Annotated in this window: 23 protein-coding genes; all 23 read left to right on the top strand. The window is 72.4% G+C overall.

The window, feature by feature from the left end; genetic code table 11:
- Positions 1-7: 7 nt before the first annotated feature.
- The 23 genes from IT293_09415 to flgM all read left to right on the top strand — a co-directional run bounded on the left by IT293_09415 (position 8) and on the right by flgM (position 20451).
- Positions 8-1489 carry a flagellar hook-length control protein FliK gene (locus IT293_09415; GenBank protein MCC6764868.1) on the top strand — a complete coding sequence of 494 codons (1482 nt, stop codon included), beginning with the start codon at positions 8-10 and terminating at the stop codon, positions 1487-1489.
- A 4-nt stretch (positions 1490-1493) separates the two neighbouring features.
- Positions 1494-2291, top strand: coding sequence for a hypothetical protein (locus tag IT293_09410; protein ID MCC6764867.1), 798 nt, complete (start codon positions 1494-1496; stop codon positions 2289-2291).
- A gap of 13 nt (positions 2292-2304) precedes the next feature.
- On the top strand, positions 2305-3603 hold the full coding sequence (locus tag IT293_09405) for a flagellar hook protein FlgE (protein ID MCC6764866.1): 1299 nt from the start codon (positions 2305-2307) through the stop codon (positions 3601-3603).
- Positions 3604-3930: 327 nt separating this feature from the next.
- Positions 3931-4482: a flagellar basal body-associated FliL family protein gene (locus IT293_09400; GenBank protein MCC6764865.1), complete on the top strand. Its 552-nt coding sequence runs from the start codon at positions 3931-3933 to the stop codon at positions 4480-4482.
- Between the two features lie 31 nt (positions 4483-4513).
- On the top strand, positions 4514-5479 hold the full coding sequence (gene fliM / locus IT293_09395; GenBank protein ID MCC6764864.1) for a flagellar motor switch protein FliM: 966 nt from the start codon (positions 4514-4516) through the stop codon (positions 5477-5479).
- Between the two features lie 30 nt (positions 5480-5509).
- Positions 5510-5818, top strand: coding sequence for a flagellar motor switch protein FliN (gene fliN / locus IT293_09390; GenBank protein ID MCC6764863.1), 309 nt, complete (start codon positions 5510-5512; stop codon positions 5816-5818).
- Entirely contained in the window at positions 5815-6138 is a 324-nt protein-coding gene (locus IT293_09385; GenBank protein ID MCC6764862.1) for a flagellar biosynthetic protein FliO, read from the top strand. Before fliN ends, IT293_09385 begins: the two co-directional genes overlap by 4 nt.
- Before the next feature lie 11 nt (positions 6139-6149).
- Positions 6150-6893 (top strand): flagellar type III secretion system pore protein FliP, encoded by a 744-nt coding sequence (fliP, locus tag IT293_09380; protein MCC6764861.1) that lies wholly within the window; start codon positions 6150-6152, stop codon positions 6891-6893.
- On the top strand, positions 6890-7159 hold the full coding sequence (gene fliQ / locus IT293_09375) for a flagellar biosynthesis protein FliQ (GenBank protein ID MCC6764860.1): 270 nt from the start codon (positions 6890-6892) through the stop codon (positions 7157-7159). The genes fliP and fliQ overlap by 4 nt, the downstream gene beginning before the upstream one ends.
- A gap of 3 nt (positions 7160-7162) precedes the next feature.
- Positions 7163-7960, top strand: coding sequence for a flagellar biosynthetic protein FliR (gene fliR, locus IT293_09370; GenBank protein ID MCC6764859.1), 798 nt, complete (start codon positions 7163-7165; stop codon positions 7958-7960).
- Between the two features lie 12 nt (positions 7961-7972).
- Entirely contained in the window at positions 7973-9055 is a 1083-nt protein-coding gene (gene flhB / locus IT293_09365; GenBank protein ID MCC6764858.1) for a flagellar biosynthesis protein FlhB, read from the top strand.
- 38 nt (positions 9056-9093) lie between these two features.
- Positions 9094-11226 carry a flagellar biosynthesis protein FlhA gene (flhA, locus tag IT293_09360; protein MCC6764857.1) on the top strand — a complete coding sequence of 711 codons (2133 nt, stop codon included), beginning with the start codon at positions 9094-9096 and terminating at the stop codon, positions 11224-11226.
- On the top strand, positions 11226-12275 hold the full coding sequence (locus tag IT293_09355) for a hypothetical protein (protein MCC6764856.1): 1050 nt from the start codon (positions 11226-11228) through the stop codon (positions 12273-12275). Before flhA ends, IT293_09355 begins: the two co-directional genes overlap by 1 nt.
- Before the next feature lie 67 nt (positions 12276-12342).
- Entirely contained in the window at positions 12343-13170 is an 828-nt protein-coding gene (locus IT293_09350; protein ID MCC6764855.1) for a MinD/ParA family protein, read from the top strand.
- Positions 13171-13172: 2 nt separating this feature from the next.
- Positions 13173-13982, top strand: a complete 810-nt coding sequence (locus IT293_09345; GenBank protein ID MCC6764854.1) for a FliA/WhiG family RNA polymerase sigma factor — start codon at positions 13173-13175, stop codon at positions 13980-13982.
- Positions 13982-14530, top strand: coding sequence for a hypothetical protein (locus tag IT293_09340; protein ID MCC6764853.1), 549 nt, complete (start codon positions 13982-13984; stop codon positions 14528-14530). Before IT293_09345 ends, IT293_09340 begins: the two co-directional genes overlap by 1 nt.
- Before the next feature lie 118 nt (positions 14531-14648).
- Positions 14649-15374: a flagellar hook basal-body protein gene (locus IT293_09335; protein ID MCC6764852.1), complete on the top strand. Its 726-nt coding sequence runs from the start codon at positions 14649-14651 to the stop codon at positions 15372-15374.
- Between the two features lie 25 nt (positions 15375-15399).
- Complete coding sequence (gene flgG / locus IT293_09330; GenBank protein MCC6764851.1) at positions 15400-16188, top strand: flagellar basal-body rod protein FlgG; 789 nt, start codon at positions 15400-15402, stop codon at positions 16186-16188.
- 2 nt (positions 16189-16190) lie between these two features.
- On the top strand, positions 16191-17159 hold the full coding sequence (gene flgA / locus IT293_09325; GenBank protein MCC6764850.1) for a flagellar basal body P-ring formation protein FlgA: 969 nt from the start codon (positions 16191-16193) through the stop codon (positions 17157-17159).
- On the top strand, positions 17134-17883 hold the full coding sequence (locus IT293_09320; GenBank protein MCC6764849.1) for a flagellar basal body L-ring protein FlgH: 750 nt from the start codon (positions 17134-17136) through the stop codon (positions 17881-17883). The genes flgA and IT293_09320 overlap by 26 nt, the downstream gene beginning before the upstream one ends.
- The gene (locus IT293_09315; protein ID MCC6764848.1) at positions 17883-19004 is read left to right on the top strand and encodes a flagellar basal body P-ring protein FlgI; all 1122 of its coding nucleotides are present in this window, start codon (positions 17883-17885) and stop codon (positions 19002-19004) included. Before IT293_09320 ends, IT293_09315 begins: the two co-directional genes overlap by 1 nt.
- A gap of 354 nt (positions 19005-19358) precedes the next feature.
- Positions 19359-20057, top strand: coding sequence for a peptidoglycan DD-metalloendopeptidase family protein (locus IT293_09310; protein ID MCC6764847.1), 699 nt, complete (start codon positions 19359-19361; stop codon positions 20055-20057).
- A gap of 94 nt (positions 20058-20151) precedes the next feature.
- Positions 20152-20451, top strand: coding sequence for a flagellar biosynthesis anti-sigma factor FlgM (gene flgM, locus IT293_09305; GenBank protein MCC6764846.1), 300 nt, complete (start codon positions 20152-20154; stop codon positions 20449-20451).
- Position 20452: the final 1 nt, after the last annotated feature.

Raw genomic sequence — 20452 nt, 5'->3', positions numbered from 1 at the left:
CCCTTCGTTGCTGGCACCGCCATTGCTGAAGCGCTCCCTCGACATGGAGCTCACACGCGTCAGGGGCGGAGGACCGGAGCAGACGACGGGGGCCGCGGCGACCGGTGGAGACGCCGATCTCCTGGCGCTCCTGCTCGGAGGGAACGCGACGGCCGCGTCCGCGTTTCCGGCGACGCTCGAAGCGGCGCTCGCCGGCGACGACCTCGGGGAGGAGCCGCTCGCCGCCGGCGACGCGGACGGCGGGGGGACCGACGCGGGCGGCGGCGCGACGGGGACGATCGACCTCGCGCTGGCGGCGGCGCTCTCCCTCGGCGCGACGCCGGCGGGGACCGTGGCCACGGCGAGCGCGATGGCGGACGGAGGCGCGGCGAACGGCGCGGCGGTGAGCGCGACCGGTGCGGTGAGCGACGCCGCGGCAGTGCTCGCGTCCGGCGGGCAGGCGAGCGGCGGCGCGATCGCCGCGACGCTCGCGACGGCCGGGTCTGCGACCGTAACCGTCGCGGCGGCAGGCTCGATGTCCGCGGACTCCGCGCCGCAGGTGGAGGCCGTCGCGGCCACGGCCGTCGAGGCGGCAGAGGCGGACGCGGACAAGGACGCTGCGCCGCTCGGCGACGGTTCGGCGACGACGGCGATCGACACGGCGCCGGCCTCGGCGGCGATCGCCGATCGGGCGCACGCGGGCGTGCCGCGGCTTTCGCGCGCCGGGGATGCGCCGCCCGCCGGAAAGCCGACCGCCGGCGCGCCGGCCGAGCACGGCGCCGGGGCGGGGATCGCGCACGCGCAGGCGTCGTCCTTCGCGAGCGGCGCGCCCGAGCACCAGGGACTCGATCTCGGCTCGTCGGATCGCCACGGCGCGACGGTCGTGCACGAGAAAGCGACGCCGCAAGCGGCATCGTCGGCGGGGGCGCCGGCCGTCCCCGAGGTCGCGACGACGCTCTCCGTCCAGCCGGCCGACGGCGGATCCGCGTCGACGGTGACGACCACCGCGGTCGGCTCGACGCCGGCGACCAGTCACGACACCGGCGTCGCGCGCGCGGAGCACGCCGCGCACCATCCCGGTGGGATCGAGCCGCGCTGGGGCGAGCGTGTCGCCGACGCGGTCCGGCTGTCGGCCGTTCGCGGCGGCGGCGAGATCCGCCTCCAACTCGAGCCCGAAGGCCTCGGTCACATCGACGTCCGCCTGCACGTGCAGGGCGACGGCGTGCGAGCGGTGATCGTGGCCGAGCACGAGTCGACGCGCGCGCTCCTCACGAGCCAGCAGCAGGTCCTGCACGAGGCGCTGCAGCGGAGCGATCTCCGCCTCTCCGACTTTTCGGTCGATGTCGGGTCGGGCGGCGGGGCGGCGAGCTTCGCCCGCTCGGAGGACCAGGGTCGGGGCGGCGGCGCGCCGGGCGGGCCGCCGTCGGCGACCGTCACCACCACCGCGCCGGCGGACGCCGACGCCACGGCCGCGTCGCTCGCGAACGGGCGCGTGAGCGTGAGGGTCTGAGGCGATGATCCCTCCCTCCCTGGCGATCTCGGCCGCGACCTCGGCGTACGGCCTCATCTCGTCGATCGCGTCGAAGGCGACTGCCAACACCGGCAGCACGGCGAGCAGCGGCGCGAGCGGCACGGGCGGCGCGAGCGGTACGGGCGGCGCGAGCGGTGCGAGCGGCACGTCCGGCGCGAGCGCGTCCAGGGGACGCGAGAACGACGTCGTGAACCAGGCGGAGTTCATGAAGCTCCTGATCGCGCAGCTGCAGAACCAGGACCCGCTGAACCCCCTCGACAGCGCCAACTTCTCGGCGCAGCTCGCGCAGTTCTCGAGCCTCGAGCAGCTGACGCAGATCAACGACAAGCTCGCCGGGCTCGGTGGCGACAGGGTCGGCAAGTTCGACGCGGTCGGCTTCATCGGCCGCGAGGTGACGGGGCCGAGCGCGGGCATCGCGGTGCAGGACGGCGTCGCGACGACGCTCGACTTCACGCTCCAGAGCGGCGGCACCGTGCAGGCGAAGATCGTGGACGCGAGCGGCCGGCAGGTCGCGGCGGTCGACCTCCAGGGGCTTGGCGCGGGCACGCAGACGTTCGACCTCTCGGCGGTGAGCGGCGCGCCGCGCCTCGACGACGGCAGCTACGCGGTGGTGCTGTCGCAGGCCGATCCGGCCGGCGGCGCGCCGCGGCAGATCGCCACGTTCGTCACCGGCAAGGTCACCGGCGTCGACCTCACCGGCAGCGCGCCGACGCTCCTCCTCGGGGAGCGCAGGCTCGTGCTCGCGGACGTCACGGAAATCCAGGAAGCAGCGACGGAGTAGGGAAGGAGAAGTCATGGCCATTTTCGGAGCACTCGGTACGGCACGCAGCGGTCTCGTCGCGACGGGCGCCGCGCTCAGCGTGATCGGCAACAACATCGCGAACGTCAACACCATCGGTTTCAAGGGCAGTCGCACCGACTTCGCCGATCTGCTGTCGGCGCAGGGCGGCGGCGGCAGCGCGGGCAAGATCGGCCTCGGCACCCGCATCGGGCGCATCAGCGCCTCGTTCACGCAGGGCAACATCGAGAGCACCGGCCGGCCGACCGACCTCGCCATCGAGGGCAACGGCTTCTTCGTGGTCGGCACCCGCGACGGCAACCTCTTCACGCGCGCCGGCAACTTCCGGCTCGACTCGGACGGCAACCTCGTCACCAGCCAGGGACTGCCGGTGCAGGGGTTTGCGCTGAACGCCCTCGAGGCGCCCGTCGGGGCGCCGACCAACATCACCGTGACCGGCTCCAGCAGCCAGCCGGTGCCCACCACCGCGATCGAGATGAAGGCGAATCTGCGCGCCGACGTCGAGCTGATTCCGAGCGGCTTCGACGGCACGACCTTCGACACCGCCTACGCGACCTCGAACTTCACGACGTCGATCAACGTGTTCGACTCGCTCGGCGCGAAGCACACGCTGAACCTGTTCTTCACCCGGACGGGCGCGAACACCTGGGACTACAACGTCGGGGTCGACGCCGGGGACACGGGCGGTACTGCGGGCGAGCTGAGCGCGCTCGGCAACGGCCAGCTCGTGTTCAACCCGGACGGCTCGCTGAACTCTGCGCCGTCGCCGGCGACCGTCAGCGTGACGTTCACGGGCGCATCGGCGCAGACGATCGACCTCGATTTCGGGACGCCGAACACCGACCCGGTCGCCAATCCCGGCCAGGGCATCGACGGCATCACCCAGTTCGCCGGGCCTTCCGCCGTCGGCTTCCAGTCGCAGAACGGCTACGGCGCGGGTCAGCTGCTCTCGCTCGAGTTCAGCGAGGCGGGCATCGTGACCGGCGTCTTCGACAACGGCCAGACCCGTCCGCTCTTCCAGCTGGCGCTCGCCAACTTCACCGCGCCCGACGCGCTCACGCCGCTCGGCAACGGGCTCTATCGCGAGTCCGTCGACTCGGGCTCGCCCGCGATCGGCACCCCGGGATCCGGCGGACTCGGCGCGATCGTGGCGGGCGCCGTCGAGCTCTCGAACGTCGCCATCGCGCAGGAGTTCATCGACCTCATCTCGACCCAGCGGAGCTTCCAGGCGAACGCCCGCGTCATCACGTCGAGCGACACCCTCCTGAACGACCTCATCAACATCGTCCGGTAAACCCGCCGGACGCTCGGCCGGGGCGCGGACCGCCCGGAGCCCTCCCGCGGTGCGCGCCCCGCTTTCGTCCGTCCACGGGGCGGTACGCGCCGCCAGTCGGCGTCCGGTCGGCCGCGCCCCATGACGGCTTCCCCGACACGGCGCTCGCCAGAAATCTGACCCCGCCGGAGCCGCGGGCGCCGGCGCTCCACGAAAACCCTCGATGCGGCGTGCTGTTCCGCGTTCTCCGCGGCGGCACGGGCGGGGCATGGGCCTTGCAATTTCGGTCCGCGACTCCGGGTCTGTCCCGGAGGCGGCAAGCGGACCGTCACATCGCAAGGAGCGCCCATGTCGGAAGAAGCCGAGAAGCCAGCCGAAGGAGCGGAGAAGAAGAAGTCGAAGCTCGTCCCGATGATCGGGAGCGGGGTCGTGGTGCTCGCGGGCGCCGTCGCCGCGCTCTGGTACCTCGGGATCGGTCCGTTCGCGGGCGGCGCGCCGAAGCACGCCGAGGCGACCGCGGCCGTCGAGGAGGGGGGCCACGGGGGTGACGGCCATGGCGAGCCGGCCGCGGCGGGCCATGGCGGCGCCGGAGCGGGGAAGGGCAGCCTCCTCTCGCTCGATCCGTTCATCGCCAACCTCGCCGACGACGGCGGGCGGCGCTACCTGAAGGCCACCTTTCAGATCGACTTCGGCAACGCCGAGATCCCGCCGGCGATGCAGGCCCGTCTGCCGCAGACTCGCGACCTCCTGCTGACGCTCTTCACCAGCAAGACCTTCGACGATATCCGCACGCCCGAGGGCAAGCAGCAGCTCCGCGAGGAGATCATCGCCCGGGTGAACCAGGTGCTCGACCGCGATCTGGTGAAGGCCGTCTACTTCACCGAGTTCATCGTCCAGTGAGCGCGCGCCCGACGACGGAGCCACGACCGGCATGAGCGAGACCCTCTCCCAGGACGAAGTGAGCGCGTTGCTCCGCGGCCTCGCCGACGGCGACGTGCCCGCCGAAGAGGCGGTTCCCGAGCCCGGCACGACGCGGGACTACGACCTCCTCGGCGAGGAGCGCATCGTCGGTCGCCGCTTCCAGGCGCTCGACCTCGTGCGCGAGCGCCTGGTGCGCCGCCTGAAGCCCTCGCTCGCGGGGGTGCTCGGCACGCCGCCCGAGGTGGAGGCGAAGCCGCTCGAGCTCATCAAGTTCGCGACCTTCCGGAACCGACTGGAGACGCCCGCCAATCTCCACCTCTTCACGATGGCGCCGCTGCGCGGGCAGGCGCTGGTCGTCGTCTCGTCGAACCTCGCCTACGGCCTGGTGGACAAGGTGTTCGGCGGGCTCGGGCGCGTGCCGACGAGCGGGGCGCGCCGCGAGTGCTCGGCGATCGAGATGCAGACCGTGCAGCGGGTCGTCGCGCTGGCGCTCGCGGACTTCGCCGACGCGCTGGCCTCGGTCCATCCGATCGCCTGCGCGTTCACGCGCTCGGAGACCAACCCGATCTCGGTCGCGATCTGCGCGCCGACCGACCAGATCCTCCTGCTGCCGTTCCATTGCGATCTCGGCAGCGGGCCGACGCCGCTCACGTTCGCGATTCCGTTCGCGATGCTGGAGCCGATCCGCACGAAGCTCGGCGAGCCGGAAGCGGCGGAGCGCGGGCCGGACGCGACCTGGCTCGCGGCGCTGCGGACGGTGATCGAGGCGACCGACGTCACGATGAGCGTGGAGCTCGGCATCGCCGATCTCACCGCGCGCGAGATCCTGCGCCTCAAGGTGGGGGACCTCGTCACGATCGAGACCCGGGCCGACGACCCGCTCGCGGTGTCGGTGGAAGGCATCCGATTGCTCACCGGCGTGCCGGGGGTGAGTCGGGGCAACAACGCCGTCCGCGTGGTCGCGAAGGCGGCCTGAGGCGGCGGAGCGGAGAGAAGGAGCGGAGCGATGGCGGACGAAGGACAGGTGGTGGCGCAGGCGGCGGGGGAGGTCGAGAACGGCAATCTCGAGCTCATCCTCGACGTGCCGCTCGGGGTGAGCGTCGAGCTCGGCCGCGTGCGGATGCCGGTGCGGCAGCTGCTGTCGCTGACGGCCGGGTCGGTGATCGAGCTCGCGAAGCTCGCCGGCGAGCCGCTCGACGTGCTCATCAACGGCCGGGCGGTCGCGCGCGGCGAGGCCGTCATGGTGAACGACAAGTTCGGCGTCCGCCTCACCGAGATCGTGAGCCAGAGCGAGCGGGTCGAGCGGATGCGATGAGTCCCCTCACGCCATCGGGATCGCCCGAGATCGCCTGGCCCGTGATCGCCGCCGTCCTCCTGCTGACGGCCGCGGCGACGCTCGTACACTGGTGGCTCAAGGGCCGCGGCCTCCTGCCGACCGCCGCGAACCCGATCCGCGTCGTCGCCATGCGCTCGCTCGGCGGCAAGAAGGCGGTCGCGGTGGTGGAGGTGGAAGCGCAACGCTTCCTCTTGGGCCTGACGGACGACGCAGTTTCGCTGCTGAGCCAATTGCCGGGCGAAGCGAAGGCGCCCGCGAGCGGTACGGTCGTCGCGCTTCCCGCCGGAGCCCGACGGTGACGGAGTCGCAGATGGGGCCGTATCGGCGGCTGGCGGGGGTCGCCCTGGGCGTCGGCGCCGCCCTGTGGCCAGCCGCGGCGCTGGCGGCGCCCGCGCTCTCACTCGAGGTGGGCGGCAACGCGCAGGACGGGCTCTCCACGAGCCTGCAGCTCCTGGTGCTCTTCACGCTGCTCTCGTTCGCCCCGGCGATCATGATCGGCGTGACGGCCTTCGTGCGCATCGTGATCGTGCTCGCCTTCATGCGCCAGGCGGTCGGCACGCAACAGATGCCTCCCAATCAGGTGATCGTCGCGCTCGCGCTCTTCCTCACCTTCTTCGTGATGATGCCGACCATCCGGGAGGTGAACGAGCACGCCGTGCAGCCGTACCTGAAGGAGGACGCGGCGGCGATGGACACGCTCGAGCGCGGCTTCCAGCCGCTCCGCGCCTTCATGCTGCGGCAGACGCGCGAGAAGGACCTGGCGCTCTTCCTCGGCATCAGCGGCCGGCCGCGGCCCGAGACGCCCGCCGACGTCCCACCCGAGGTGGTGGTGCCGGCGTTCATGATCTCCGAGCTCAAGACCGCGTTCACGATCAGCTTCATGATCTACATCCCGTTCCTCGTGCTCGACATGGTCGTCGCGTCGATCCTGACGTCGATGGGCATGATCACGCTGCCGCCGGTCCTGATCTCGCTGCCGTTCAAGCTGATGATCTTCGTGCTGGTGGACGGCTGGAACCTGCTCATCAGCTCTCTCGTACGGAGCTTCCAGTGACCCAGGAGACCGTGCTCCAGCTCGGGCGGAACGCGCTCGAGATGAGCCTGATCCTCTCGGGGCCGGTGCTCGTGTTCGGGCTCGTGGCGGGCCTCGTCGTCGCCGTCTTCCAGGCGCTGACCCAGATCCACGAGATGACGCTCACGTTCATTCCGAAGATCGGCGCGACCATCCTGGCGCTCGTGCTCTTCGGGCCGTGGATGCTCCAGAAGATGCTCAACTACACGATCGCGCTCTTCGAGGCGGTTCCGGGACTGGTGCGCTGAGCCATGGGCGTCGTCGGCGACCTCCTCTCGCTCGGCCAGGACCGCGTCGTGGTGCTGGTGCTCGCGCTCGCGCGGGTCGCGGGTCTCTTCCTCATGGCGCCGATCTTCGCCTCCCGGACCGCGCCGCTGCGCGTGCGGGCCGCCATGGTGTTCTTCGTGACTCTGGCGATGATGCCGATCCTCGGACACACGCCGCCGGCGCTCGCCGCCGACGCGGGGGCGGCGGTCGTCCTCGGCATGCTCGCGTTCGAGACGATGATCGGCTTCGTCCTCGGCCTCGTCGCCCAGCTCACCTTCGGGGCGGTGCAGATGGCGGGGCAGCTCGCCGGCATCCAGATGGGCATCGGGCTCGCCAACCTGATCGACCCGCAGACCCAGGAGCACATCACCTCGCTCGCCCAATGGCAGAACCTGGTGGCGCTCCTCCTCTTCCTCTCGATCGACGGCCACCACGTGTTGATCCGTGCGGTCGCGGACAGCTTCACGGTGCTGCCGCTCGGCGGCGGGCTGCCGGCGGCGGCGGGCTTCGGCATCGTCATGGACCTCGCGGGCGGGCTCTTCGTGGTCGCGCTCAAGATCGCGGCGCCGGTCCTCGTGCTCCTCCTCCTGGTGAACGCGGCGATGGGCGTGCTCGCCAAGCTCATTCCGCAGCTGAACGTCTTCATCGTCGGCTTTCCACTGAACGTCGCGGCCGGGCTCTTCGTGCTCGCGGCGTCGCAGCCCTTCACGGTGCGATTGCTGGAAGCGAGCTTCGGCGAGATCCAGGGCTCGCTCGCGCACCTCGTGCGGGCGCTCGGATAGGCGGGCGCGGCCATGGCCGAGGACGCCGCGAATCGCACCGAAGAGCCCACACCCAAACGCCGTGAGGAGGCGCGCGCCGACGGGCGCATCCCGCAGTCCGCCGAGATCACCGCGGCGACGGTGCTGCTCGCGGCGTTGCTCGCCGCCTGGCAGAGCGGCGACGCGGCGATCGGGAGCCTGCGCGAGGCGATGCGCCGGAGCCTCGTCGCGGTGACCAAGCTCGATCTGACCCCGGCGCAGCTCGGCGACCTGCTGCACGGCATGCTGCAGGACGTCACGGCGGTGGTGATTCCGATCCTGACGGCGACCGCGCTCGCGGGTGTCGCGGCGACGGTCGCGCAGATCGGGTTCCAGCTCCACGGCAAGCGGCTCCTGCCGGACGCGAGCAAGATCTCGCCCGCGAGCGGCTTCCAACGCATCGTCTCGTCCAAGGGGTTCTTCGACCTCGCGAAGGCGATCGTGAAGATCGCCCTGATCGGCTGGCTCGCGTGGAAGCTGATCCGCGCGGCCGAGGGCAAGATCGTGGCGCTTTCGGGGGCGGCGCCCCGCGAGATCCTGTCGATCGTGGGTCTCGAGATGGCGCGGCTGGTCGGCTGGGCGACCGGCATCCTGGTGGTGCTCGCCGCCGCCGACTACGCCTGGCAGCGCCGCCAGCACCACCAGAGCCTCCGCATGACCCGGAGCGAGGTCAAGGACGAGACGCGGCAGGCGGAAGGCGATCCCAAGATCAAGGGCCGCCTGAAGCGCGCCTACCAGGAGATCGTGAAGGCGCGCAGCGTCGCCGACGTGCCGACGGCCGACGTGGTGATCACCAATCCCGTCCACCTGGCGGTCGCGCTCAAGTACCTGCCGGGGCAGATGGGCGCGCCGAAGGTCGTCGCCAAGGGCGCCGAGGGCATGGCGCAGCGGATCAAGGAGGTCGCCCGCCAGCACGGCGTGCCGATCATGGAGCGCCGCTCGCTCGCCCGCGCGCTCTTCCGCAGCGTGCCGGTCGGCGGCGAGATCCCGGTCACGCTGTACCGCGCGATCGCGGAGATCCTGGCCTACGTCTACGGCCTGAGGCAGCGCCGCGTGGCCGGCGAAGGCGTCGGCTGATGGCGGCGGCCCCCCAGCAGCCGGCCGCGCAGGGCTTCATGGGGCGCGTGCTCGCCGGCGGCGAGCTCGTGATCCCGCTCACGTTCGTGGTGGTGGTGATCGTCATGATCATCCCGCTGCCGACGATGCTGCTCGACCTGCTGCTCACGGTGAACATCGCGGTGTCGCTGATCATCCTGCTGGTGGCGATGTACACGCTCAAGCCGCTCGAGTTCTCGACGTTCCCGTCGGTGCTGCTGGTCACGACGCTGCTGCGGCTCTCGCTGAACGTCGCCTCGACCCGGCTCATCCTGCTGCACGGGAAGGACGGCGCGTCGGCGGCCGGACACGTCATCCAGGCGTTCGGCAGCTTCGTGGTCGGCGGCAGCTACGTCGTCGGCTTCGTGATCTTCCTGATCCTGGTCGTCATCAACTTCGTCGTCATCACCAAGGGCGCGGGCCGCATCGCCGAGGTCGCGGCCCGCTTCACCCTGGACGCCATGCCCGGCAAGCAGCTCGCCGTCGACGCGGAGCTCAACGCGGGCGGCATCACCGAGCGCGAGGCGCGCGAGCGCCGGCGGGCGATCGAGGCGGAGGCGGACTTCTACGGCGCGATGGACGGCGCGTCGAAGTTCGTTCGCGGCGACGCGGTCGCCGGCCTCATGATCGCCGGCATCAACATCGTCGGCGGCCTGTTCATCGGCGTCGTGCAGGGCGGCCTCGACGTGAAGAGCGCGGCCGAGATCTACACGATCCTCACCATCGGTGACGGGCTCGTGTCGCAGCTCCCCGCGCTCCTGATCTCGACGGCCGCGGGCATCGTCGTCACGCGGGCCGCCTCGGGCACCGACCTCGGCAGCGAGGTCACGTCGCAGATGCTGCTCAACCCGCGCGTGCTCGCGATGGTGAGCGGCATCCTCGCGGCGCTGGCGCTCCTGCCTGGCCTACCGTTCCTTCCGTTCGTGGCGCTCGCGGGTGCGCTCGGCGGACTCTCCTATGCCGGACGCGAGCACAAGGCGGCCGAGATCGCCCGCGCGGCGCTCGAGGCGCGCGCCGACGCGCCGAAGGAGGAGAAGTCCGACGTTCCGGCGCCCCTCGACCTCCTCGAGCTCGAGGTCGGCTACGAGCTCGTCCCGCTGGTCGACGCCGCCCAGCGCGGCGAGCTCATCGAGCGCATCAAGACGCTCCGGCGGCAGCTCGCCGAGGAGATGGGCTTCGTGGTGCCGCCCGTCCACATCCGCGACAACCTGCAGCTCAAGCCCGGCGAGTACGCGATCCTCCTGAAGGGGGTCGAGATTCAGCGCGCCGAGATCCGCATCGGGCAGTATCTGGCGATCAATCCGGGCGGCGCCGATCCCGGCTTCCGGGGCGTGCCGACCAAGGAGCCGGCCTTCGGACTCGACGCGCTCTGGGTGCTGGCGGGCGACCGTGAGCAGGCGCAGCTCGCCGGCTACACGGTCGTCGACGCGGCGACCGTGGTGGTGACGCACCTGACCGAGATCATCCGCCGCCACGCCCACGAGCTGCTGGGGCGACAGGAGATCCAGGGGCTGCTCGATGCGCTCGCGAAGACGCACCCGAAGGTCGTCGAGGAGCTCGTGCCGCAGCAGCTCTCGCTCGGGCAGGTGCAGAAGGTGCTGCAGAACCTGCTGCGCGAGCACGTCGGCATCCGCGACTTCCTCTCGATCATCGAGACCCTCGCGGACTACGCGCCCCAGACCAAGGACGCGCACCAGCTCACCGAGCACGTGCGCGCCGCGCTGTCGCGCGCGATCGTGAACCGCTTCCTCACGCCCGATCGGACGCTGCCGCTCGTGACCCTGGCGCCGCGCCTGGAGCGGACGATCGCCGAATCGGTGCACCGCAACGAGGACGGGACCTATCTCGCGCTCGAGCCGGCGACGGCGCAGCGGCTGCTCGGGAAGCTCGCGACGTGGGCGGAGCAGTTCGCGCTCCACGGGCACCAGCCGCTCGTGCTCTGCTCGACCAACGTGCGCGGCCATCTCCGGCGGCTCGCGGAGCGGTTCCTGCCGAGCCTCTCCGTCGTGGCGCCGGGCGAGATCCCGGCCAACGTGAAGATCCATTCGCTCGGCGTCGTGAGCTTGGACGACGAGCACGAGTCGGCGGCGCGGCTCCAGGTGCCGCGTCCCACCGCGACCGCCACGGTCGCGCCGGCGGGGGCGGCCGCCTGATGCGCCTCCGGCGATTCACGGCGTCCTCGTCGCGCGAGGCGCTCGCCGCGCTGAAGGCGGCGCTCGGCCCCGAGGCGGTGATCCTCGCCACCCGTCCGCTCCCGGACGGCGGCGTCGAGATCACGGCGGCCGTCGACCTCGATCCGGCGGTGGGCGCGGAGGCGCCGGCGGCGCCGCACTCGGCGGGGGATGCGGCGCTCGCCGCCCTCCGGCGCGAGCTCGGCGCGCTCGCGAGCCGGGTCGCGCGGGTAGACCGGGCGTTGCGGCCCGGACGCGGCGTGGTCGGCGGGCTCGACGAGGAGGCGCAGGAGATCGCGGAGCGGTTGGCGCTCCAGGGCACGGCGCCCGTGCTGGCGGAGACCGTGGCCCGGAGCTTCGCGCGGCTGCGGGCGGAGGGCGTGCCGGCGGCGGCGGCCCTCGCCGCCAGCATCGAGCGGCACCTCCTGGTGGCGGTGCCGGGGGCGCCGGAGCCATCCGTCACGGCCTTCGTCGGCCCGACCGGGGCCGGCAAGACGACGACCATCGCGAAGCGCGCCGCGCGCGCCGTCGCGCGCGGCGCGTCGGTCGGGCTCGTCGTGGCGGATACGCGGCGGATCGGCGCGGCGGAGCAGCTCGGCCGCTACGCGCGTCTCCTCGGCGTGCCGGCGGCCTCGGCGACGGGCGCCGACGAGCTGGTCCGCGCCCTCGCCGGCTTCGAGCGCTGCGACGTCGTGTACGTCGACACGGCGGGTCTCGCCGGCGACGAGGAGAGCGCCGCCGAGGTGGCGCGCCTGCTCGCGCCGGTGCGGACGGGCGTCGTGACGGCGGCGGTCGTCGCGGCCGGCACGTCGGAGCCGGCGCTGCGCGCCGCGTGGCGACGGCTCGCGGCGCTCGAGCCGGCGACGGCCGTGGTGACGAAGGTGGACGAAGGGGGCGGGCTCGGCACGGCGTGCGGGTGGCTCGCCGAGGTCGGCGTGCCGCTCGATTGGCTCGGGACGGGCACGCGGGTGCCCGACGACCTCGTGACGGCGGACGGGCGGGCGGTCGCCGCGTGGCTCAGTGCGGCCTGACGGACGGAGGACGATCGTGGAGCAGGGGGAAGGCGTGACGATGGAAGCGGCGGACGGGGACACGGGGATGCAGGTGATCGCGGTCGCGAGCGGCAAGGGCGGGGTCGGCAAGACGAACGTGGTCGCCAATCTCGCGATCGCGCTCCAGCGGCGCGGCAAGCGCGTGGTGGTGATCGACGCCGATCTCGGCCTCGCGAACCTCGACACGCTGCTCGGCCTGAACCCGCACGCCACCCTCCGCCAGGTGCTGCGCGGCGAGTGCGCGATCCGCGACGTGCTCGTCGACGGACCGTCGGGGATCCTCATCGTGCCGGCGTCGAGCGGATACGAGGATCTCACGCAGCTGTCCGACGGCCAGCGCCTGACGCTCCTCGAGCAGGTCGACAGCCTCGACGGGAAGTTCGACGTGCTGCTCATCGACACCGGCGCCGGGATCTCGGCGAACGTCACGTTCTTCGCGACGGCGGCGCAGGAGACCCTGGTCGTGGTGACGCCCGAGCCGACCGCGCTCACCGACGCCTACGCGCTCATCAAGATCCTGGCGACGCGCTACGCGGAGGACAGCTTCGCCGTGCTCGTGAACATGGCGCGGAGCGAGCTCGAGGCCCGCAAGACCTTCACGCAGCTGACGCGCGTGACCGAGCGTTTCCTGCACGTCAGCCTGCGCTTCGCGGGCTGGGTGCCGTGGGACAGCGAGGTGCCCGAGGCGGTGCGGCGCCAGCAGGCGGTGGTCGACCACGCCCCGGCGACGCCGGCGACGCGCGCGATCGACGGGCTCGCCGAGCGCCTCTGCGCGACGCCGGCGCATGCCAAGGCGAAGGGCGGATTGCAGTTCTTCTTTCGCCGCCTGCTCGCGTCCGACGGGGGGCGACCGGCGATGGGAGCCGCGCGCTGACGATGCCGACGGTCGCAGGCACATCGCGGTCGGCGCCGCGTCCCCGCGTCGCGCCGCCCGCGCACGCCGACGGGACGCCGCCGTCCGACGAGGCGGTGCGCGCCTACCTGCCGCTCGTGCGCTGGCTGGTGCAGCGGCTCGCCGTGCGCAAGCCTCCGCAGGTGGAGCTCGACGAGATGGTGAGCTGGGGCATCGAGGGCCTCCTCGACGCCATGAAGAAGTACGACCCGACGAAGCAGGCGGCCTTCGCGACCTACGCCCAGTTCCGCATCCGCGGAGCGATCCTCGACCGCCTGCGCGGCATGGACTGGGTGTCGCGGAGCGTGCGCCAGAAGGCGAGCGTCCTCGAGAAGACGTACCACAAGCTCGAGGGGCAGCTCGGCCGGCCCGCGACCGAGGAGGAGGTCGCCGACGCGCTCGGCCTGTCGCTGCCGGAGCTCCACGCGCTGTTGTCCGAGGTGGGACAGATGTCGCTCTTCAGCTTGGAGGACCTCGGCGTCGACGCGGGACCGGACCGCTGGCAGATCGAGAAGCTCCTCGACGGCGACGGCACCGATCCGATGCAGGCGATGCTGTCGCGCGAGCGCGCCGACCTCGTGGCGGAGGCGATCACGACCCTGCCCGAGAAGGAGCGGACGGTGATCGCGCTCTACTACCACGAGGGCATCACCATGAAGGAGGCGGGCGCGGTCCTCGGGCTCACCGAGTCGCGTGTCTCGCAGCTCCACGCCCAGGCGCTGCTGCGGCTGCGCGGGCTCCTGCACGAGCACTTCGGCGGCGCGGCGGACGGCGCCGCGGCGGAGGAACGATGATGGAGACGGTCGTGACGTGGGTGGGTCCGGGTCTGGACGGTGCGGTCGTCGTCCTCCTGGGAGCGCTGCTCTGGCGCCTCGGGCGCGATCCCGGCGCCGCGTGGCGGGAACGCGAGGCGCGCCTGCAGGTGATTTTCGACGAGCTGCGCGCGCTCGTGGCGCAGAGTGAAGGGCTCGCGCGCGATCTCGACGAGAAGCTCGCGGGTCGCGAGGCGCGCCTGCGGGCGCTCCTCGGGGAGGCGCAGGAGGCGTTCGGGGGCGTCGAGCCCGGGGCGGCGCGCGCGGCGCGCGGCGAGCGCCGGGACGCGGCCGTGCGTGCGGCGCCCGCCACGGGGTCGGCGGCGCCGGTCGCGGCGCCGGCGGCCGCGGGCGACACCGAGGAGACCGCGGAACGCATCGAGGTGCTCGCGGAAGCCGGCACGGCGGTGGAGGAGATCGCGCGTCGGGTCGGGGTCGCGCCCGCGGAGGTGCGGCTCGTGATCGGCCTCAAGGCGGCGCGCGCGGCGCGCCGGCGGACGGTGACGCCGGAGGCCGGCGCGCATGCGTGAGGACGGGCGGCAAGAGCGGCCCGGAAGATTCTGCCGGTCGGCAACGGCTGCCGCGGCGGACCGTGCGTCCGGCGCCTGGCACGGGCGTTGCTCGTTTCCGACGACGCGAGGGGCATGAATGGACGCGGGAATCTTCTCGGCGATGTCGGGCAGCCTGGCGGCGCAGACGCGGCTCGACGCGCTCGCCAACAACCTCGCGAACGCCAACACCGTCGGATTCAAGGCCGAGCGCGTGCTGCAACGCGCGGAGAGGGCGGGCGATGTCGTGCCGCCGCCGACGGCGGTGCCGACACCGGTCACCCGCGACTGGGTGGAGACCGACTTCGGTCAGGGCTCGATCAACAAGAGCGGCAACCCGCTCGACGTGGCCCTCGCGGGCGAGGGCTTCTTCGTCGTGAAGACCGAGCGCGGCGACCGGCTCACGCGCAGCGGCGACTTCGCGATCGATGCCGCGGGCTACCTCGCGACGAGCGACGGCAGCCGGGTGCAGGGGACGAGCGGCGACATCAGCATCCCGAAGGGGCCCGTCGTGTTCGGCGCCGACGGCAGCGTGCGCGCCGGCGACCAGAGCGTCGGACAGCTGCGCATCGTCACCGTCGAGAACCCCGGGAAGCTCGTGCGCGAGAGCGGCACGCGCTTCGCGGCAGGCGACCTGGCGCTCACGGACGCGGCGCGCGGCAGCGTGCAGATCGTCCAGGGCGCCACCGAGAGCGCGAACCTGTCGCCGGTCGAGGGGCTGGTCGCGATGATCGAGACGGTGCGGGGATTCGAGACCTACATGCGGGCCGCCGAGCGGCTCGACCAGATGACGTCGAAGGCGATCAACGACGTGGGCCGCGTCTAGGGGCGCGGGCGAGGGAGAGGCGAGCATGATCCGAGCGCTCTACACCGCTGCCACGGGCCTCGAAGCCCAGCAGCTCAACATCGACGTCATCGCGAACAATCTCGCGAACGTCAGCACGAGCGGCTTCAAGAAGAGCCGGGCGGACTTCCAGGACCTGCTGTACCAGACCTCGCGCGAGCCGGGCGGTCCGGCCACCAGCACCACGCAGACGTCGACCGGCATCCAGGTCGGCCTCGGCGTGCGGCCGGCCGCCGTGCAGCGGATCAACGCGCAGGGCGACTTCAATCAGACGACCAATCCGCTCGACGTGGCGATCGGCGGCGACGGCTACTTCCAGGTGACGCTGCCCGACGGCGCCACCGCCTTCACCCGCGCCGGCGCGTTCAAGCTCGACTCGACGGGTTCGGTCGTGACGTCGTCGGGCGACCCGCTCTCGCCGCAGATCAACATCCCGGACGGCGCCGAGTCGATCGCGGTCGGCGACGACGGCACCGTGAGCGTGACGCTCGCCGGGCAGTCGGCGCCGAGCCAGGTCGGCCAGATCCAGACCGCGCGCTTCGCGAATCCGTCCGGTCTGCGCGCCGAAGGCGCCAACATCTTCAAGGAAACCGACAGCTCCGGTCCGCCCCAGCTCGGCACGCCCGGCCAGGACGGCCTCGGCCAGCTGACGCAGGGCTTCCTCGAAGGCTCGAACGTGAGCGTCGTGGAGGAGCTCGTGGCGATGATCTCCGGTCAGCGCGCCTACGAGATCAACTCGCGCGCCATCTCGGCCGCCGACGAGATGCTGCGGACCGCGGCGTCGATCGGACGGTGATCGTGACGGCGCGGCTGAGGCACAGGGCGGCGATCGCCACCGGCGGGCTCCTGCTCGGGCTCGCCGTGATCGCTCCCGGCGTGGCGCGCGGCGGCGAGCCGGGGCGGATCACGGTGAAGCGCACCGCGGTCGTGTCCGGCCCGACCATCAAGCTCGCGGATCTGGCCGCGCTCGAGGGCGGCGCCGTCGCGCTCGCGGACGTCGATCTCGGCCCGGCGCCGACGGCGAGCGCGCCGCGCCGCCTCGACGGCGAGGCGATCCTGCGCCGGCTCGAAGAGGCCGGCATGGACGCCAGCGCCACGCGCTACGTCATTCCCGCCACGGTGCGCGTCGAGCGCGAGGCGCGCGAGGTGAGCGTCGACGAGATCCGCACGGCGGTGATGAACGTCGCGCGCGACGCGCTGCCGGCCGGCGAGACGATCCGCGACCTCGAGGTCGCGGGGCCGGTGCGCATTCCGGCCGGGGGCTACGAGGCGCGGGTGTCGACCTCGTCGCACGGGCGCGCGGGGCGCCGACGCTTCGACGTGCAGCTCGTGAACGACGGGGCCGTGCTGGCGACCGTGCCGGTGACGGCGCGCACCGACGCGCGCGGGAGCGTGGTCGTGGCCAAGCAGCCGCTGCCGCGCGGCACGGTGCTCGGCCCGGGCGACCTCGCGGTCGTCGAGCGCGACCGGCACGACGTGCCGGACGACGCGCTCACCGAGGTGGAGGAGGCGATCGGGATGGAGACGAAGGTGGCGCTCGCCGCCGACGCACCCCTGCCGCGGACGGCGCTCGCGCCGCCGGTCGTGGTGAAGAAGGGCGATCTGGTGACGATGATCGTGGAGACCGCGGCGATGAAGCTGACGGTCGCCGGCGAGGCGCTCGAGCCGGGCGCCGTCGGCGCCGGCATCAAGGTGATGAATCGCGCGTCGAGGCAGACGGTGGCGGGAAAGGTGATCGAGCATGGCGTCGTCCTGGTCGTACGCTGAGCGGCGCGTCGCTCGACGGGCGGCGTGGGGCCGCCGTGCGGCGGCCGCGCTGGCCGCGGCCACGGCATGCCTCGCGAGCGGCTGCGTGCAGATGTACCTCAAGAGGGATCCGCTCCCGACCGAGCCGCCGCCCCCGGCGGTGCCGTCGCCGCTGCAACGGACGACCGGCTCGCTCTGGCGCGACGAGGTGAGCGCGAACTATCTGTTCGCCGACGTGAAGGCGCGGTTCGCGGGCGATCTCCTCACGATCGTCATCACGGAGGACGCCGACGGCTCCAAGGAGGCCGAGACCTCGACCTCCACGGAGAGCGAGGTCTTCGCGAACTTCGAGCAGTTCTTCGGGTTTCCCCAGGCGCTGCAGGAGAACAACCCGAGCATCGATCCGACGCAGCTCATCAAGGCGTCGACGGCGCGCACCTTCGACGGCGAGGGATCGACGAACCGCAAGGGCCGGCTCAAAGCGCGCATGACCGCGGTCGTGAAGGCGGTGTCGCCGAACGGGAATCTGTGGGTGCAGGGGGACAAGATCGTGTCGGTCAACAAGGAGGACCAGCACATCGTCGTCCAGGGCTGGGTCCGCCCCGAGGACATCGACTCGCAGAACCAGGTGTTGTCGACCCGCCTCGCCGACGCGCGCGTCGACTACTACGGCGTCGGGACGCTCGGCGTGAAGCAGAGCCCGGGCTGGGGGTACTGGCTGCTCGACGTCGTGTGGCCATTCTGATGCGTCGCCGCGTCCACATCTCGGTCCTCGTGGCGCTGGTCGCCGGGCTCGTCGCGGCGCGTCCCGCCGCGGCGGCGCGCATCAAGGACATCGCGAGCGTCGAAGGCGTGCGCGGGAACCAGCTCACCGGCTACGGCGTGGTCGTCGGCCTCGACGGCACCGGCGACGGTCAGCAGTCGATCTTCACGGTGCAGAGCATCCTGAGCATGCTGCGCCGGCGCGGCGTCCAGGTCACGATCGATCCCCGCCAGGTCCGCGTGAAGAACGCGGCGGCGGTCGTGGTGACGGCGACCCTGCCGCCGTTCGCGCGCTCCGGAAGCCGCGTCGACGTGCAGATCTCGTCGATCGGCGACGCCAAGTCGCTGCGCGGCGGTACGCTGGTCATGACGCCGCTCTTCGGCGGCGATCAGCAGGTGTACGCGGTCGCGCAGGGCGGCGTGTCGCTCGGCGGCGGCTACAGCGCGTCGGCCCCCGGGGCCGAGGCGCAGAGCGGGCATCCGACGGTCGGCGTCATCACGGGCGGCGCCCTCGTCGAGCGCGAGGTGCCCGTGCTGCTCGGCGCCGACGGCCTCGTCCGCTTGAGCCTCCACGAGGCCGACTTCACGACGGCGACGCGGGTCGCGTCGGTGGTGAACGGCTTCCTCGGGACCGGCGCCGCCAGCACGCGCGATCCGGGCACCGTGGAGGTCCGCCTCGAGCCGACCGCGAGCCAGGAGCAGGTGATGGCGCTCCTCGCCGGCATCGAGACGTTGAACGTGCAGCCGGATCGGCGGGCGCGCGTCATCGTGAACGAGCGAACCGGTACGGTGATCATGGGCGAAGACGTCCGCATCGCGCCGGTCGGCATCGCGCACGGCGCGCTGCAGGTGACCGTGAAGGTCGACCTCGGCGTCTCGCAGCCGGCACCGTTCTCCGAAGGCCGGACGGTCGTCGTGCCCGACAGCACGGTGCAGGTGCAGGAAGGCGCCGCCGAGCGCCTGAATCTCTTCCGCGGCGGCGTCAGCCTGCGCGACCTCGTGAACGGGCTGAATGCGCTGGGGGTCACGCCGCAGGATCTGATCGCGGTGCTGCAGGCGATCAAGAGCGCGGGCGCGCTCGACGCCGACCTGGAGATCATGTGACGCGTGCGGGACACGCGATACGTGCCCATCTGCTGCGTTGCTCGGGCGCTCGGTTGTGCGGCGTAGCTCCGCTACGCCTCCGCCCTCGCTTCCTCGCGCCTTGCAGCTGGACACGTCTCACGCGTCCCGCGGGCGGTGCCGAATCCGAGGTCGGTACCGAATCCGAAGAAGGCCGGTGCCGTCATGGGTGATCCGATCTCTGCGGCTGCGGTGTTCGTGCCGACGTCGCCGCCGGGGGACGAGACGCGGCGGCGGCTTTCCGGGAAGTCTCCGGAGGCGGTGGCGAAGGAGTTCGAGGCGGTGCTGCTCGCGCAGGTGATCAGCGCGATGCGGAAGACCGTGCCGGAATCGGGGATGCTGGAGGCGTCGACGAACCGGAAGATGCTCGACGGCGCGTTCGACCAGGAGGTGGCGCGGAGTCTGGCGGCGAAGGGCGGACTCGGGATCGCGGAGCAGATCGTCGCGCAGATCGAGCGGCAGCATCCCGGGACGACCACCGCGCAGGCGGGTGGGTCGGCGGCTTCGGCCGGGACGGGCGCCGATCCGGTCGCGGCGCGGACGCTCGGGCGGACCGCGTCCACCGTGGGGAGCGTCCGCGCGGCCGCGGCTGCGCCGAACACGGCGGCGGCGGCGCCGGCGGCGGGCGCGATCAGCTCGCCGTTCGGCATGCGGAGCGATCCGTTCACCGGGAAGCCCAAGTTCCACGCCGGGATCGACGTCGCGGCGCCACGGGGCACCGAGATCCGCACCGTGGCCGACGGCGAGGTGGTCTTCAGCGGCTGGCGGCGCGGCGGCGCCGGGCGGATGGTCGAGGTGCGCCATGCGGATGGTCTGGTCACCAGCTATGCGCATGCGGAACGAACGCTCGTCCGTGCGGGTCAACATGTTGTCGCCGGCGAGGTGGTCGCGACGGTGGGCTCGAGCGGCCGGGCAAGCGGACCGCACCTCCACTTCGCCGCGAGCCGTGGCGGGCAAGCCGTCGATCCGACGGCGCTTCTCGGTGAGGGGACGACCGTGCTCGGGGCCGCGGCGCCGTCCGCGGGGACGACGTGAGGCCGGGCGACCGACGGGCATCCGGGATTCAAGTCCCGCCGATCCCCGGACGATATCCTGACCGAGCCCGCTCGAACGGGGCTCGGGAGATCCGATGAGAGTCACGCGCAGACCGACGACGACGATTCCCGGGGCGGGCGAGATCTCCGGACCGGCCGAGGGTGCCGAGTCGGCGACGCCCGCGGCCGGCGGCAGGATCGCCGACCGCGTGCAGCTGTCGGAGGCGGCGCGCCTGCGGCAACGCCTCAAGGCCGAGATCGGCGATGCGTCGGTGGTCGACGTGGACAACGTGGCGGCGCTGCGCGACCGGATCGCGACCGGGACGTACGCGCCGGATCCCCGGGCCGTGGCCGAGCGTCTCCTCGGGGAGCTCGCGCGCGACCTCCTCGGGTGAG

It is taken from the genome of Deltaproteobacteria bacterium (assembly GCA_020848745.1).
Taxonomy (GTDB): Bacteria; Desulfobacterota; Binatia; order UTPRO1; family UTPRO1; genus UTPRO1.
The sequence above is the reverse complement of the archived record's forward strand: the minus strand, read 5'-3'. Positions and strand labels throughout refer to the sequence as shown.